Here is a 15,251-nt window from a genome sequence, read left to right on the forward strand (position 1 = left end):
AATACGCATCGGCTGTGCGCGGGAACGGCGGATGCGTGACAGTCCAGTGGCATACCCGGATACCCAGCAGGGAGGATGGACATGGATCAATCGATCGATATGCAGCAACGGTTGACCGAACTCGAACATGCGTTGTCGCGACGTTTCGCTTCGTCGTCGACATCGGTCACGCATGTGGCCGATTCGACTGGACGCTTGACGCTTCAGGTGTCGTGGATCGCGTCGGCGGCGGAGATGAATATTCTCGATGCGCGTTGTGCGTTGAGCATGGTGCTCGCGCCGCAAGTGCTAGCGCGCTATGCCGCGATGAGCGCCGCTACGCGCGTGCGTGCGCGGGAGCGGCTGTCCGACATCGCCGGCGATATTGCGCGCGACGCGCAACGGACGAGTGACTCGGTCGGGTGCGGCGCGACGCTCGACGTCAGTGGGCCGATGCTCGAGCAGGTTGCGCGTGCCGGTTGAATGGCGGACCGAATGGCGGCACGCCGCGCGGCGACCCGCGGTGGCCGGATGACAGGGCTTTACTCTTGCTGCCCGCGGCCGTCATGACGCAAGACGCGCTGCACTTCGTGCTCGAGGCGTTCAAGGATCTGAAGGTCATCGCGGCGCTTGGCGCGGGCCGCGACGTGTTGAAGGCCACCCATTTACCGGACGACGCCGACGGCGTCGCGACGGGTGATGATGATGACGCGAATGCGGTACTTAGCGGCCGCGCGGGCGGCCCGGTTCTCCCGAGTGCCGGATGCCTGCACGGGCGCCGGCCGGCGGTATGTGTTGCGATGGGTCCGGCCGTTTCACCGCGCGCAGCCGCCAGTGTCCGTTCACCGACTGATGCCGCACGCCGGAGATCCAGTTTGCGTCGCCTTGCGCGGAATGGATGTTGCCGTGCCGGTCGATGTGCATGCCGTGCAACGTGACAAACGGCTTGTCGCAACCGTGTTCGCACAGCGTGAGTACGCCGTCGACGTCGTGCATATCGCCCGTTACGGGCAGCTCGATGCCGTGGCGCGTGTCGACCGACCAGTCGAGGTTCTCGGTATCGAGCCACAGCACCGCATATTCGTGGCCGGTAGTCGGGTCCGGCGTATTGATCAGGATCGACAGACGCATAAAACCTCCCATAAAGTGAGTCGGTGGTTCGGCGCGACGTCTGTCCTGCTTGGCTCACCGTAATGCGCGCGATGGGCTCACGCGCGTGATCGGGTTCAAAAGTAAAAACTTAGGTCTTCAACCCAAAAGGTAGCTCCGCAATCTCGCAAGTCAAGCAATGGGTGTTCCATTGGCGGCGCGTGTTGGGCGCACACGCCCGGCACGGCGGGCACACGCGCCTCGTCGCGACAAATCGGCGCATCCGCGTACAAACGGCCAACCGCTCGTCGTGCCTATTTACGCACCCCAATTCTTGACGTTGAATCTTCGATGAACGCGTCGGCAAAGCAGGGACATATCTGATATCGTCGCGGGCATGCCGCCAATCATATCGATATCCAACCTGTCCAAAACGTACGCCTCGGGTTTTCACGCACTCAAGCAGATCAATCTGTCGATCCAGCGCGGGGAGATCTTCGCTTTGCTCGGGCCGAACGGCGCGGGCAAGACGACGCTGATCAGCATCGTCTGCGGGATTGTCAGGGCGTCCGAAGGGTCGGTCACCGTCGACGGTCACGATATCCGGACCGACTATCGCGCCGCGCGCGAGCTGATCGGCCTCGTGCCGCAGGAACTCACCACCGACGCGTTCGAAACCGTCTGGGCCACGGTGTCGTTCAGCCGCGGGCTCTTCGGCAAGCGGAAGAACCCGGCGTACGTCGAAAAAGTGCTGCGCGATCTGTCACTGTGGGAAAAGCGCGATAACCGCATCATGACGCTGTCGGGCGGCATGAAGCGCCGCGTGCTGATCGCGAAGGCGCTGGCGCACGAGCCGCGCGTGCTGTTCCTCGACGAGCCCACAGCAGGTGTCGATGTCGAGCTGCGGCGCGACATGTGGCGCCTCGTGCGCTCGCTGACCGCAAGCGGCGTGACGGTTGTGCTGACCACGCACTATATCGAGGAAGCGGAGGAGATGGCCGACCGCATCGGCGTGATCAACGCGGGTGAGATTGTGATCGTCGAACAGAAAAGCGAACTGATCCGCAAGCTCGGCAAGAAACAATTGCTGCTGCATCTCGAGGCGCCGCTCGCGGTGGTGCCGGTGGCGTTGGCCGGCTACGGGCTCGAACTCGGCAACGGCGGCTCCGAACTTATCTATACGTACGATTCGGAGCGCGAGCGCGCGGGGATTGTCACGCTGTTGAACGATCTGAATCATGCAGGCATCCGCTTCAAGGACCTGCAAACGTCGCAAAGCTCGCTCGAAGACATCTTCGTGAGTCTGGTGCGGAGGCAATCATGAATCTCTACGCGATCCGCGCGATCTACCGCTTCGAAATGGCGCGCACCGGCCGTACGCTGATGCAAAGCATCGTCGCGCCCGTGATTTCCACATCGCTTTACTTCGTCGTGTTCGGCGCGGCGATCGGCTCGCGGATTCGGGAAGTGGAAGGGGTGTCATACGGCTCGTTTATCGTGCCAGGGCTGATCATGCTCTCGCTGCTGTCGCAGAGCATTTCGAACGCATCATTCGGCATCTATTTTCCGCGCTTCACTGGCACCATTTACGAACTGCTTTCGGCGCCGGTGTCGTATCTGGAAATCGTCATCAGCTATGTCGGTGCGGCGGCGACCAAGTCGATCGTCCTCGGTCTCATCATTCTCGCGACTGCGGGACTGTTCGTGCCGTTGCATATCCAGCATCCGTTATGGATGGTGCTGTTCCTCGTGCTGACCTCGGTGACGTTCAGTCTGCTCGGCTTCATCATCGGCATCTGGGCCGATAACTTCGAGAAGCTGCAGATCGTGCCGCTGCTCATCATTACGCCGTTGACCTTTCTTGGCGGCAGTTTCTACTCGGTCGCGATGTTGCCGCAGGGTTGGCGCGTCGTCGCGCTTTTCAATCCGATCGTCTATCTGATCAGCGGCTTTCGCTGGAGCTTTTACGGGCTCGCCGACGTGAGCGTCGGCATCAGCCTCGGCATGACCGCGCTGTTTCTCGCGATTTTTCTCGTGGTGATCGCGTGGATCTTCAAAACCGGCTACCGGCTCAAGTCGTAGTACGATGGACGTCGCTGATGGGTCCGGCCTGTGCGGCGCCGGCCCGCTTGCATCCGTCGTGCTTCGTCGCAAGGTCCCGCCATGGCCATCCAACCGTCACGACCACTGCGCCTTTTTGCCGAATACCTCCGTCAGGAACGGGTCAATCTGACCGAACGATGGATGAAGGCGGTGTTCAACGACACGGAACTGACGGAGTCCGATCGGCTCACCTACGAGCAGCTGTCCGATCACGTCCCGGCGATTCTCGAAGAAATCTCCAGCGCGCTCGAAGACCAGGATCTCGACCAGGTCGAGCCGTCCATCGAGTGCAGTGCGAAACAGCACGGCCGACTGCGTTGGAAGCAGGGCTACCGGATCGATGAACTGACGCGCGAGCTCGATCTTTTGCGCCAGGTTCTGATGGGCGCAATCGTCGGGTTTGCGGAGGGCCACCCGGCGTTTACGCGGCGCCATGAGGAGCGCGCGCGGCATTTCATCGACGAGGCGATCAGCTTCGTCACGCTCACTTCAATCCGCGAGGTCGTGACCGAACGCGACCGCAAAATCGACGAATACACGGGCCGGCTCGAGCGTGCGAATCATGAACTGCTGCTCAAGCAGAAGCTGGTGGGTGAACTGCATGAATCGCGCATGCAGATCACGCGCAGCGTCGTGCACGATCTGCGCAATTTCCTGAATGTGTTCTCGATGGCGCTGCAGATGATCGCGCGCGCACCGGCGCGGACCGAAGCCGCGCTCGCGCTGGCGAACCGGCAGGCGGCGGATATGAAAACGCTGGTCGACGAGCTGGTCGAATACTCGATCGTGCTCGGTGACACCAATGCGCCCGCCGTGGAGGCGTTCGACCTGCGTGGACTGTTCGACGAGCTGGTGGCGTCGTGTGGCCCCTTGGTCGAAGCGAAGGGCTTACGCCTCGTGCACCGGTTCGACCCGCCGCTCGGGATGATCACGTCGAACCGGTTGAAGCTCAAGCAGATCGCGCTCAATTTGCTGACCAACGCGGCGAAGTATACGAAGGCGGGCGAAGTGGAACTCGATATGCGCACGTGCGGCGACGCACATTGGCGCCTGCGCGTGTCGGACACTGGGGTCGGCATTGGCGAGCAGGATCAGGAGCGCGTATTCAGGGAGTTCGAGCGGGCGAATCAGGACGACGTGCCGGGCGCCGGACTCGGCCTTGCGATCGTGCGGGAACTGTGCCGCGTGCTGCACGGCGACTTGCGATTTGCGTCGCACGAAGGCGAGGGCACGACCTTCGAGATTACCTTTCCGCTGGATCTCGCGGTGGGCAACTAATGCGCCGGCGTATGCGCGCGCAACGATTGAACGGCAAGCAAGGCGTGCCGCCCATGAAAAAGGCCGGGCAGCGCGCCCGGCCTGGATTTCATTCAGTGATCGAAAGTAGCGCCGTTCAGTTGAACAGCTTGATCGCCTGCATCAGCGTGTTGGTGACGCCCCATGCGAGCGGAATCAGCACATAGAGCCAGAAAATGGCGAGCAGGCCCTTGTTGGACGGATGCTCCTGATTGGTCGTGTTCATAGGAATGTCCTCTTATTTCTCGGCGGCCAGTTGCGCTTCGGTCATATGGTGTTTGTCGTCGACGCGCTTCACCAGCAGGTTGCAGATAAAGCCGATCACGAGCAGCACGGCCATCAGGTGCACGGTCAGCGTGTACGCGTCCGCTTTCGCGACGCCGTGCGCGACTTCATACGCACGGATGTAGTTGACGAGCACCGGGCCTGCAACGCCCGCCGCGGCCCATGCGGTCAGCAGACGCCCGTGAATGCCGCCGACGAATGCGGTGCCGAACATGTCGGCGAGATAGGCCGGTACGGTCGCGAAGCCGCCGCCGTACATCGACAGGATGACGCAGTACGACAGCACGAAGAGGGCGATATTGCCCGCCTGCGCGAAGGTCGGTACGAAGTAGTACAGCACCGCGCCGAGCACGAAGAAGATGAAGTACGTGTTCTTGCGGCCCAGCCAGTCCGATGACGACGCCCAGATAAAGCGGCCGCCCATGTTGAACAGCGACAGCAGGCCGACGAAGCCCGCCGCGGCCGCGGCCGTCACCGTGCTCTTGAAGCTTTCCTGGATCATCACCGATGCCTGGCCGAGAATGCCGATGCCGGCCGTCACGTTCAGGAACAGCACGAGCCAGATCAGATAGAACTGCGGCGTCTTCAATGCCTGGTCGATGTGCACGTGGTTGCGCGTGATCATCTTCGTCGTGGTCGTGGCGGGCGGCGTCCAGCCGGCTGGCTTCCAGTCCGCCGGCGGCACGCGGATCGCGAGCGAGCCGATCGTCATCGAGATGAAGTACGCGATGCCGAGCACAACAAAGGTTTCGGCGACGCCGGCGCTGGTCGCGCTCTTGAAGTGGTTCATCAGCGCGACGGACAGCGGCGCGGCGATCATCGCGCCGCCGCCGAAGCCCATGATCGCCATGCCGGTCGCCATGCCGCGGCGGTCGGGGAACCAGCGGATCAGCGTCGATACGGGCGACACGTAGCCGAGGCCAAGACCGATGCCGCCGATCACGCCGTAGCCGAGGTACAGCAGCCAGATCTGGTGGGTCCACACGCCGATCGCGGAGACGATGAAGCCGCCGCCGAAGCAGCACGCGGCGGTAAACATCGTGCGGCGCGGACCGACGTGCTCGAGCCACTTGCCGGCGAACGCGGCCGACAGGCCGAGGAACACGATCGCGAGCGAGAAGATCCAGCCGAGGGTGGTCAGCGACCAGTCATCCGGTGCGGACTGCGTAATGCCGATGATCTTCGTGAGCGGTCCGTTGAACACGGAGAACGCATAGGCCTGGCCGATACACAGGTGCACGGCGAGGGCGGCCGGCGGCACCATCCAGCGCGAAAAGCCTGGGCGGGCGACGGTTGCCTGCTTGGAAAAGAAAGGGGGCGAGCCGGTTTTGTCGTCTGGCTTTGCAATACTGCTCATGCGGTGGTCTCCGGTGAGGTACGTCTTGTTCGTTATCGGTCATCAGCTGTCTTAACTTGAGCTTTTCGTCGCCGTTTGCGTTGGCAGGCCGAAAACTCATCAATGTTATATGCTGATTGACTGCATATGACGCGTTGACGCAAAACGCCAAAGTGGCGATTGCGAGACGATATTTCGTCGCCCGCCAGTTGGCAATATGACCGATAGCAACATATGATCCATGCGCCGCCGTCATGATGCACTGCGAAATTTTGCTTGACACACTGAGATATGAAGCAGACAGGGCGGTTTCCTGCGTTCAGTCGCACTGCAACGTAATCTTCTGTGGAACATCGCCGCGTCGATGGGATTTTGGAAAGATCGCATCACGCCGGCTAGGTGTTTCACCGAGTTCAAAAAGCAACACAGACTGATATACTACATACAAAGTTATTGACGCATGTCGCGGCGCAGCATATGATTGAGTCATTCTGATCACTCAATCGTGTGGAGCATTCCATGGAATTCTTGTCTCTGGCGCTGCTTGCTGTGGGTTTCGTCGGTCTCGGCGCTGCCGCGACTGTTTTGCTGGCGAACATGGTGCCGCAGAACGTTGCATCGATCGCTGCCAGGCATGGCCGGTTCGCCGGTCTTGCGGGCGGAAACGGTGACGCGGTCATGCCGGCGCCGTTGCGTGCATCTGTTAAAAAAGAGGCGATGAATGTCGTCGGAACTTCAAGCTGAAAACGGAGTGGCCACCCCGCTCACGCTAGCGCTGCAGCCGATCAATGCGAGCGCCAGCCTGCGCGATCAGGCCTATGCGATGCTCCGCCAGGCGATTGCCGACGCGGACATCTATCAGTCGAAGGAAGAAATCCGGCTGGACGAGCGTCTGCTCAGCGAGACGCTCGGCGTGAGCCGGACGCCGGTGCGCGAGGCGATGACGCTGCTCGAGCAGGAAGGTTTTCTGCGCATGGTGCCGCGGCGCGGCATTTATATTGTGCGCAAGAGCAAGCGTGAAATCGTCGAGATGATCCAGATGTGGGCGGCGCTTGAAAGCATGGCCGCGCGCCTTGCCACGCTGCACGCGACCGACGCCGAAATCGCACGGCTGCGCCATATGTTCGACAGCTTCCGCGATGCGACGCCCGCCGAGCATATCGCCGAGTATTCGGACGCGAATATCGCGTTTCATCAGTCGATCGTCGAACTGTCGAAGTCGCAGATTATCCTTGAGACGATCAAGAATATTTTCATCCACGTGCGCGCGATTCGCCGCATGACAATTTCGCAGAGCGACCGCGCGTCGCGTTCGATCGTCGACCATTTGCGCATTATCGAAGCGCTCGAACAGCGCGACACTGAACTTGCCGAGCGGCTCGTACGTCAGCATTCGCTCGATCTCGCTGACTTCGTCGAAGCGAACTGCGATTTTCTGGACTGATTGATTGACTGCGGGGGCTGACGAGGGCGCGTGGTGCGCGCCGACGGTTCGTTTCAGTCGATACGATGGAAAGGAAGGCCAGCGGGCTTGTCGCCCGCTGGCCTTCCTTGCATCTGCGAACCCGCTTGTTTGTCTTTGTTGTGGGGGGCGCATCCGCCCGATGCGGTGCGCCCGTCCTTCCTGTTTGCGCGGTTGCCGCGCTTCGCTCAATGTGCGCGCAGCGCCTGCACCATTGTTTCGCCGAGCGCCGCCGGCGATTGTGCGACATGCATGCCGGCTGAACGCATCGCGTCGATCTTCGCGCCCGCCGTTCCCTTGCCACCCGAGATGATGGCGCCGGCGTGACCCATCCGGCGACCCGGCGGCGCGCTCGTGCCGGCGATAAACCCGACCACCGGCTTGTTCGTGCGCGCGTCCTTCAGAAACTGCGCGGCGTGATCTGCGATGTCGCGCGGTCGATCAGCATGCCAAGGTACAGCTCACGCTCGATCGCGCAGCCTTCTTCGATATAGACGCGCTTCACTTCGCGCCCGTCAGGCCCGGTCTGCTTCGTCACCAGCACGGACGACAGCATTTGCGCGGCATTTTTCCCTACCTCGTCGACCGTCTTGACCACCCGCACCCCGCCGGGGCCGTTGCGATCGTTCGTGAAGCGACCCGCGCCGCGGCCGCCCGCATGAATCTGCGATTTGACGACCCATACCGTGCCGCCGAGCTCGCGCGCCGCTGCGACCGCGTCGTCCGGTGTAAACGCGACGCGGCCGTTCGGCACCGCGACGCCATAGCCTTTCAGCAGTTCCTTCGCCTGATATTCGTGAATGTTCACAGACTCCTCACTGGGTTGGTTGCGGGACTGGGGCGGTGGGGAAACATGTCTTGACGGGATGTGAAATATGGTATGTGATATATCAGAATGGTTCAAGACGAAGGAATGGTCGGTATTTTCCCTCGGTCGACGGCAATCCGTGCCCTGAAAATGGGCGGAAAGCCTTGCCGGGAAAGGCTCTGCTGCATCTGACGGTGGCGCGACGCAGCATCAAAATACACTTGCCGCGTTGTGATATATCACATACCGTATTGAGCGGGGCGTGCGAGATGTCCGTCGCATACAAGCCAGGAAATTCCGGCCGTGTCCATCGATTGCTGCCAGATAAACGATCGATCGCTACGAGCATGGGACCGGAGCAAGCGCGAACGCGCCAACTCCTGTCGAAACTGGAGACGACTATGTCCGCACAACGTTTATCCCCCAATACCGGCATCGCGGCGCGCGGCAACGCGCAGCGCGCGATTCACCCCACCATCGACAAGTGAAGCAGGGAGGAGACAGATCATGGGTAAGGCACTTGACGGTGTGCGCATTCTCGATTTCACGCACGTGCAATCGGGTCCAACCTGCACGCAGTTGCTGGCATGGTTCGGCGCCGATGTGATCAAGGTGGAAAAGGCCGGCACAGGCGATATCACGCGCGAACAGCTGCGCGATATTCCCGATGCGGACAGCCTTTACTTCACGATGCTCAACCATAACAAGCGGTCGGTGACCATCGACACGAAGAATCCGGAAGGCAAAAAGGTTCTCGAAACGCTGATCAAGAGCTGCGATGTGCTCGTCGAAAACTTCGCGCCGGGCGCGCTCGACCGGATGGGCTTTTCATGGGAGCGCATCCAGGAACTGAATCCGCGGATGATTGTCGCGTCGGTGAAGGGCTTTGGCCCCGGGCCTTACGAGGACTGCAAGGTCTACGAGAACGTCGCGCAATGCGCAGGCGGCGCGGCCTCGACGACCGGTTTCGACGATGGTCCCCCGGTTGTGAGCGGCGCGCAGATCGGCGACAGCGGCACCGGTCTGCACCTTGCGCTTGGCATCGTCACGGCGCTGTACCAGCGCACGATGACCGGGCGCGGCCAGAAAGTGCTCGCCGCGATGCAGGATGGTGTGTTGAACCTGTGCCGCGTGAAGCTGCGCGACCAGCAGCGTCTCGAACGCACCGGCGTCATGAAGGAGTACCCACAGTACCCGAACGGTACGTTTGGCGAAGCGGTGCCGCGTGCCGGCAATGCATCGGGCGGCGGCCAGCCGGGCTGGATCCTGAAGTGCAAGGGCTGGGAAGCCGATCCGAATGCGTACATCTACTTCATTACGCAAGCGCCGGTGTGGGCGAAGATCTGCAATGTGATCGGCAAGGAAGAGTGGGCGACCGATCCCGAGTACGCAACCGCGAGTGCGCGCCTGCCGCGCCTGCAGGAAATCTTCGCTGAGATCGAACGCTGGACGATGACGAAGACCAAGTTCGAGGCGATGGACATCCTGAACAAGTACGACATTCCGTGCGGTCCGATCCTGTCGATGAAGGAGATCGCGGAGGACCAGTCGCTGCGCAAGACCGGCACGATTGTCGAGGTCGATCATCCGGTGCGTGGCAAGTATCTGACAGTTGGCAATCCTATCAAACTATCCGATAGCCCGACGGACGTGACGCGCTCGCCGCTGCTTGGCGAGCATACTGACGAAGTGCTGGCCGAAATCGGCTATTCGCCGGAGCAGATCGACGTATTGCGGTCCGAGGGTGCGATCTGAGCGGCCGCGGTGCGCGTGTGGAGAATCGGCAGTTGGCAGGCCGGGCGACTTCATAACCAGAATCGGAGACGAGACGATATGGCCTACGAAGACGCCCTTTCGCTGCAGGATCGCGGCGGCGCTCACTTGTCGAATCGCACGGCTGCGCCGCACAAGGCTGTCGCGAAGTGCTGAAGGACATCACGTTCCGCCTCGCGCCCGTGACGCTCGATGACGCGCGTTCGAGCCTATTCGACTGAGATCCCGGTCGCGGTATCCGGTGCGAAGTATCAGTGGGCGAGCGGCGCGGGGCGAATATGACGCGAGGCCGATCGTTGTGTATGCAACAAGCACCGGCGCGGCTTCGTCAGCTAAACCGCGGTGCGCTGCGTAACGGAGTACGTATGGAAACCTGGATGCGTTTTTTATCGACTGACGATCGTATTGTGTTCGGTAAGGTCGAAGACGGAAATCTGCACGAACACCTGAGCCTCGAGCATCCGGTGCCGACGGGCGCGGTATTGCCGGTGAGCGCGTTGAAGGCGTTGGCCCCTTGCGCACCGCGCAAGGTCGTCGCGCTATGGAACAATTTTCACGCATTGGCCGCGAAGCTGGAGAAGCCTGTTCCTGCGCATCCGCTGTTTCTGATCAAGCCTGCGGAGTCCGTGATCGGCGCCGGTGAGCCGATTCTGCGGCCCGCCCACTATGCAGGGAAGATCGCCTATGAGGGCGAACTCGGCATCGTGATCGGCAAGCGTTGCCGCGATGTGAGTGTTGCTGAAGCGGCCACATCGATCTTCGGCTACACGATCGTCAACGACGTGACAGCCGCAGAACTCCTTAACGAAAATCCGCACTTTCCTCAATGGTGCAGAGCGAAGGGATTCGATACCTTCTGTTGTCTCGGACCCGCGATCGCGACGGATTTTGACTGGCGGTCGGCGCGCGTCGTCACGACACTCGACGGAGTCGAGCGCCAGAATTATCCGCTGTCGGATATGGTATTCACGCCGGCAGAGCAGGTCAGCATGATTTCCCAGGACATGACACTCGAACCCGGCGACGTGATTGCATGCGGTACGTCGTTGGGCGTCGGCTCGATCAAGGAGGGGGGATCGGTGTCGATTGCGATCGACGGGATCGGCACCTTGACGAACCAGCTTGTGACAGCGGGCCTGGCCGCTCGGCAGCCGGCATCCGCCGCTGCGAGCGCGGGTTGAAACGGCATGAACACAGGGTCGGTTGCACGGATCGAGGAGAGCACATGCCGAATGGAGTAGCCGATTCAGGCCAGCGCGGTATCGGCGACGAGGACGTCCGGCGCCGCCAGTCATTGGTTGCACTTGCAACTATCGCCTGTTGCGGCGTGGGACTCGTTTCACTGGCCGGCGCTTTCGTGCGGTATTTTTCATTGCCGTCGACGATGGCGTCGCAGCAGAGCGGTCAGCGGATCGGCCTGTATGTCGCGGTGTTCGCTGGTGCGTTGCTGGTCGCGGCGTCGGCGCTCGCGTTCTTCAGGCTACGCAATACCATGCGCGACGCGGTACGCGCACATGTCAGCGCGTGCCCGGGCTGCGCCATCGTCGATCTGACTGCATTGCTGCTGTGTATCTGGCTCGGCTATGGCTTCGTGACCGAAGCGTCGCCGGCACTCGGGCTTTCGGTGCTGCTCGCGGCGAGCGGACTTTCAGCGGCGTTGGGCGTGCATCTGGCCGCGACCGTGGATGACCGTTACGGCCTGCTGCATGCTGCGGCAAGCGGACGCCGCTGGAGTTCGCCTAACCGCGCGACCCGTGCGAGCTGCGGTTTGCGGCGGCGCGCGACGTTATTTCGCGTCGAATGGCGTGCCGATGCGATGAACATGCTGCCCTCGGACGACTTTTCGCAGCGCTGGACGCTAGCCGTTGCGGCGACGCGCGACGGCGCGGCCAGCCACGGCGCTGCGCGCCATCGCGGCCGCCGGCGTCATGCCGGACGGGTGCGGAGTCACGCACGATGACGCGGCCTCCGCGCGAATTTCAGCGACACGCACGGGCGCCCGTGGTGCCGCGTCCGGCAATCGATCAAGCGCGGCAAAGCGCCTCATTCAGCCGCCGTTTCGCGGTAGAACTCGGTCTTCTTTTGAAAGATCAATTGAGCGAGAAAGTCGGCGTCGTAGGCCTTCAACAGATGCGCATGAAACCGCTCGATGTAGGCGGTGATGCGTGCGATCTCGGTGTTGAACTCCTGCTTCAGCACGTCGAGCGTCTCGCTGTCCCAGCGAAAACGCAGGCCGAGGTCACTGAAAGCGCTGTTGTAGGCGCACAGACTGGCTTCTTCGGATCGGCTCGCGGCGACGTGAGCAGCGGGCGAAGCGGTAAGCGTGGCAACCGAAGCGTGATTCATGACAGGACTCCTGAGCTGGCGAGTGATAAGACTCGCCTCAAGCATAGAAGCCCCGATGGATTTGCAATAGTTAAAGTTTTATTGGAATTCCATTCAGCATTGCTTATGGGTGATCAGCCGCGTGACACGCGTGATCTCTTCGATATGGCTGGCGCCTTCTTCCATCAGGAATTGCTTGAAGGCGAGCGCGACAGGAGGCAGGCGTTTGTTCTTGCGATGCACGACGTACCAGTTGAGCATCACGGGAAACCCCTCGACGTCGAGCACGACAAGGTTGCCGACCTGCAGCTCGAGGCTGATCGTATGTGCCGACAGGAACGCGATGCCCATACCGGCGATCACCGCTTGCTTGATCGTCTCGGTGCTCTTGATCTCCATCGCGATCTTCAGGTTGGTGAGGCGGCCCGCGAAGCCTTCTTCCATCGAATTCCACGTGTCCGAGCCGCGCTCGCGTACGACGAACGCTTCGTCGGCGAGTTGCGACATCTTGATCCGACGTTTGTGGGCGAGCGGATGGTTCGGCGCTGCGACGATCACGTACGGGTGCGGCGCGAACGCCTCGTTGACGGCGTCCATTTCGTGTGGCGGACGCACCATGACCGCAAGGTCGGTTTGATTCGTCGCAAGCTGATGCAGCAGCTCTTCACGGTTATGCACGGCAAGGTTGAGTTCGACGCCCGAGTAGCGGCGCGTGAATTCAGCGAGCAGGCGCGGAAAGAAGTAGTCGCCCGCACTGATGACCGCGACGTTCAGCTTGCCGCCGGAGACGCCTTTGAGCTGGCTCATCGCTTCATCCACTTCGTGGAACTGCTGGATGATCGCGCGACTGTAGTGAAGCATCTCCGTGCCGGCCGACGTCAGGTAGATTTTTTTGCCGAGCTGTTCGAAGAGCGGCAAGCCGGCGTGCTCTTCAAGCTGCCTGACTTGCGTGGAGACCGCGGGTTGCGTCAGATGCAATTCTTCTGCGGCGCGCGAGAAGCTCAGATGCCGGGCGACAGTCTCAAACACCTTCAACTGGCGGAGTGTCGCATTTCTCATCGTCATGGCCGATGTATAAGCAGGAGTGAATCGACATGGTAACAAACTTTAATTATCAGTAATTCAGCAATGACCCTAGCATGCAATGTAAAAGGCGGCTTCCGCCATTCATTTGCGGCTTACAGCGCCCTTTATGCTGGGGTTTACGCGTAGCCGGCAAGGAGGAAAGAAAAGGACAGGCTGCCTGATCGCTTTAGTCGATATTTTGTTTGACTAACGGAATTAAACGGCACTTCACGCGGTTTTTATTGCAATGAACGGCAATTGCCGTTAAGACCCGACGATTCGATCGGGGCACAAATATAAGTTGGTATGCATGTAATCCGGCAATCCGGCCGGTTGCAGAATACATATCGGAGACAAAGCACATGGAAGACATCTCTCGGCAGGCTCCGGCCCCCGCGTTCTGGCGGAATCGCTGGTTCCAGCTATTCCTCGGCATCTTGTGCATGGCGCTGGTTGCGAACCTGCAATATGCATGGACGTTGTTCGTCGCACCGATGAATGCGCGTCATAACTGGGGTCTGGCGTCGATTCAGCTTGCGTTCTCCATCTTTATCCTGACTGAAACCTGGCTCGTGCCGCTCGAAGGATATTTCGTCGACCGGTTCGGGCCGCGTCCGGTCGTTGCGGTCGGTGCAATCTGCGCGGGGCTTGCATGGGTAATGAATTCGTTCGCGACTACGCTTCCCGAACTGTATGCGGCGGCGGTGATCGCGGGTATCGGCGCGGGCGGCGTCTATGGGACCTGCGTTGGCAATGCGCTGAAGCTGTTTCCGGATCGCCGCGGCCTCGCCGCGGGTCTGACGGCGGCCGGTTTCGGTGCCGGCGCTGCGGTAACCGTTATTCCGATTGCGAACATGATCACGGCTCAAGGCTACGAGCACACGTTTCTGTTCTTTGGCATTTTGCAAGGCGTGGTGATCCTCGTCCTCGCGATGTTCATGAGAAAGCCTGAACCCCACAAGGCGGTGCGGATCAAGAGCAAGTTCGCCACCGCGAAGACCGACTACACGCCTCGCCAGATGATCAAGGCGCCGGTGTTCTGGGTGATCTATCTGTGCTTCGTCGCGGTGGCGGCGGGCGGCCTGATGGCCACCGCGCAACTCGGCGTGATCGCGAAGGACTTCGGCATCGCGAAGATTCCGATGACGGTATTCGGCGCAACGCTGCCGCTGCTCACGATGACGCTGTCGATCGACAACATCTGCAATGGCTTCACGCGTCCGCTGTGCGGTTTCATTTCGGACAAGATCGGCCGTGAAAACACGATGTTCGCGATTTTCATCGGTGAAGGCCTGGCGCTCCTCGGGTTGATGCAATACGGCACTAATCCGTATGCGTTCATGACGTTCGCCGCGCTGATCTTCCTGTTCTGGGGCGAGATCTTTTCGATCTTCCCGGCCATTTGCGCGGACACGTTCGGCAGCAAGTACGCCGCGTCCAACGCGGGCACGCTGTACACCGCAAAGGGCACCGCATCGCTGCTGGTGCCGATCGCATCGGTCCTCGCGGTCACGGGCGGCTGGAACCTCGTGTTCGTCGTGTCGGCAGTCGTCACGATCGCGGCTGGTGTCTCGGCGAAGTTCGTGCTTGCGCCGATGCGTGCTCGCTGGATCGAGGCGAGCGATCCGCTGCTGCGCGACGCCGGCAAAAGCGGCACTCCGTCGCGACTGAGCACGTGGCCGGAGCAAACCGGCGAGTAACCCGATAGCCTGACCTGGAGCATAGTGGCG

At 61.1% G+C, this 15,251-nt stretch carries 17 protein-coding genes and 2 pseudogenes; 12 read left to right on the top strand and 7 right to left on the bottom strand.

Features of this window, described 5'->3' with window-relative positions; genetic code table 11:
* Nucleotides 1-81 precede the first annotated feature (81 nt).
* Nucleotides 82-462 (top strand): DUF3022 domain-containing protein, encoded by a 381-nt coding sequence (locus HV796_RS24500; protein WP_175229092.1) that lies wholly within the window; start codon nucleotides 82-84, stop codon nucleotides 460-462.
* Nucleotides 463-702: 240 nt separating this feature from the next.
* On the opposite strand, the gene HV796_RS24510 is transcribed toward HV796_RS24500, so the two are convergent.
* Complete coding sequence (locus HV796_RS24510) at nucleotides 703-1,110, bottom strand: DUF3564 family protein (RefSeq protein ID WP_175229093.1); 408 nt, start codon at nucleotides 1,108-1,110, stop codon at nucleotides 703-705.
* A 355-nt stretch (nucleotides 1,111-1,465) separates the two neighbouring features.
* Between HV796_RS24510 and HV796_RS24515 the strand changes: the two genes are divergently transcribed.
* The 3 genes from HV796_RS24515 (at nucleotide 1,466) to HV796_RS24525 (ending at nucleotide 4,449) form a co-directional block, all read left to right on the top strand.
* Complete coding sequence (locus tag HV796_RS24515; protein ID WP_175229094.1) at nucleotides 1,466-2,392, top strand: ABC transporter ATP-binding protein; 927 nt, start codon at nucleotides 1,466-1,468, stop codon at nucleotides 2,390-2,392.
* Nucleotides 2,389-3,150, top strand: a complete 762-nt coding sequence (locus HV796_RS24520; protein ID WP_175229095.1) for an ABC transporter permease — start codon at nucleotides 2,389-2,391, stop codon at nucleotides 3,148-3,150. The genes HV796_RS24515 and HV796_RS24520 overlap by 4 nt, the downstream gene beginning before the upstream one ends.
* Before the next feature lie 81 nt (nucleotides 3,151-3,231).
* Complete coding sequence (locus tag HV796_RS24525) at nucleotides 3,232-4,449, top strand: sensor histidine kinase (RefSeq protein ID WP_175229096.1); 1,218 nt, start codon at nucleotides 3,232-3,234, stop codon at nucleotides 4,447-4,449.
* A gap of 115 nt (nucleotides 4,450-4,564) precedes the next feature.
* Here HV796_RS24525 and HV796_RS24530 read toward each other — a convergent pair whose 3' ends face one another.
* Together HV796_RS24530 and HV796_RS24535 are read right to left on the bottom strand one after the other, a co-directional pair.
* Nucleotides 4,565-4,693: an MFS transporter small subunit gene (locus HV796_RS24530; RefSeq protein WP_175229097.1), complete on the bottom strand. Its 129-nt coding sequence runs from the start codon at nucleotides 4,691-4,693 to the stop codon at nucleotides 4,565-4,567.
* 12 nt (nucleotides 4,694-4,705) lie between these two features.
* The gene (locus HV796_RS24535; protein ID WP_175229098.1) at nucleotides 4,706-6,109 is read right to left on the bottom strand and encodes an L-lactate MFS transporter; all 1,404 of its coding nucleotides are present in this window, start codon (nucleotides 6,107-6,109) and stop codon (nucleotides 4,706-4,708) included.
* A 498-nt stretch (nucleotides 6,110-6,607) separates the two neighbouring features.
* On the opposite strand from HV796_RS24535, the gene HV796_RS24540 reads away from it, so the two are divergent.
* Nucleotides 6,608-6,832 carry a hypothetical protein gene (locus tag HV796_RS24540; protein WP_175229135.1) on the top strand — a complete coding sequence of 75 codons (225 nt, stop codon included), beginning with the start codon at nucleotides 6,608-6,610 and terminating at the stop codon, nucleotides 6,830-6,832.
* The gene (locus tag HV796_RS24545; protein WP_175229099.1) at nucleotides 6,810-7,532 is read left to right on the top strand and encodes a GntR family transcriptional regulator; all 723 of its coding nucleotides are present in this window, start codon (nucleotides 6,810-6,812) and stop codon (nucleotides 7,530-7,532) included. The genes HV796_RS24540 and HV796_RS24545 overlap by 23 nt, the downstream gene beginning before the upstream one ends.
* Before the next feature lie 206 nt (nucleotides 7,533-7,738).
* Here the strand turns inward: HV796_RS24545 and HV796_RS24550 are convergent.
* Nucleotides 7,739-7,972 (bottom strand): annotated as a pseudogene (locus HV796_RS24550) (succinate--CoA ligase subunit alpha); the annotation flags it as partial.
* A pseudogene (locus HV796_RS24555) lies at nucleotides 7,966-8,358 on the bottom strand (ATP-grasp domain-containing protein); the annotation flags it as partial. The pseudogenes HV796_RS24550 and HV796_RS24555, both read right to left, overlap by 7 nt.
* A gap of 269 nt (nucleotides 8,359-8,627) precedes the next feature.
* Here HV796_RS24555 and HV796_RS24560 point away from each other — a divergent pair.
* The 5 genes from HV796_RS24560 to HV796_RS24575 all read left to right on the top strand — a co-directional run bounded on the left by HV796_RS24560 (nucleotide 8,628) and on the right by HV796_RS24575 (nucleotide 12,091).
* Nucleotides 8,628-8,846, top strand: a complete 219-nt coding sequence (locus HV796_RS24560) for a hypothetical protein (protein ID WP_175229100.1) — start codon at nucleotides 8,628-8,630, stop codon at nucleotides 8,844-8,846.
* Nucleotides 8,847-8,865: 19 nt separating this feature from the next.
* Nucleotides 8,866-10,113 carry a formyl-CoA transferase gene (frc, locus tag HV796_RS24565; RefSeq protein ID WP_175229101.1) on the top strand — a complete coding sequence of 416 codons (1,248 nt, stop codon included), beginning with the start codon at nucleotides 8,866-8,868 and terminating at the stop codon, nucleotides 10,111-10,113.
* Nucleotides 10,114-10,323: 210 nt separating this feature from the next.
* Nucleotides 10,324-10,413 carry a hypothetical protein gene (locus tag HV796_RS45880; protein ID WP_377692075.1) on the top strand — a complete coding sequence of 30 codons (90 nt, stop codon included), beginning with the start codon at nucleotides 10,324-10,326 and terminating at the stop codon, nucleotides 10,411-10,413.
* A gap of 83 nt (nucleotides 10,414-10,496) precedes the next feature.
* Nucleotides 10,497-11,312, top strand: coding sequence for a fumarylacetoacetate hydrolase family protein (locus HV796_RS24570; RefSeq protein ID WP_175229102.1), 816 nt, complete (start codon nucleotides 10,497-10,499; stop codon nucleotides 11,310-11,312).
* 44 nt (nucleotides 11,313-11,356) lie between these two features.
* Nucleotides 11,357-12,091 carry an NAD(P)(+) transhydrogenase (Re/Si-specific) subunit beta gene (locus tag HV796_RS24575; RefSeq protein WP_175229103.1) on the top strand — a complete coding sequence of 245 codons (735 nt, stop codon included), beginning with the start codon at nucleotides 11,357-11,359 and terminating at the stop codon, nucleotides 12,089-12,091.
* Nucleotides 12,092-12,174: 83 nt separating this feature from the next.
* On the opposite strand, the gene HV796_RS24580 is transcribed toward HV796_RS24575, so the two are convergent.
* Nucleotides 12,175-12,477, bottom strand: a complete 303-nt coding sequence (locus HV796_RS24580) for a hypothetical protein (RefSeq protein ID WP_175229104.1) — start codon at nucleotides 12,475-12,477, stop codon at nucleotides 12,175-12,177.
* Nucleotides 12,478-12,570: 93 nt separating this feature from the next.
* Nucleotides 12,571-13,521, bottom strand: a complete 951-nt coding sequence (locus HV796_RS24585; protein ID WP_175229105.1) for a LysR family transcriptional regulator — start codon at nucleotides 13,519-13,521, stop codon at nucleotides 12,571-12,573.
* A 362-nt stretch (nucleotides 13,522-13,883) separates the two neighbouring features.
* Between HV796_RS24585 and oxlT the strand changes: the two genes are divergently transcribed.
* Nucleotides 13,884-15,221 carry an oxalate/formate MFS antiporter gene (gene oxlT, locus HV796_RS24590; RefSeq protein WP_175229106.1) on the top strand — a complete coding sequence of 446 codons (1,338 nt, stop codon included), beginning with the start codon at nucleotides 13,884-13,886 and terminating at the stop codon, nucleotides 15,219-15,221.
* The last annotated feature ends 30 nt before the right edge of the window (nucleotides 15,222-15,251 follow it).

The organism is Paraburkholderia humisilvae (genome assembly GCF_902859855.1).
Lineage (GTDB): Bacteria > Pseudomonadota > Gammaproteobacteria > Burkholderiales > Burkholderiaceae > Paraburkholderia > Paraburkholderia humisilvae.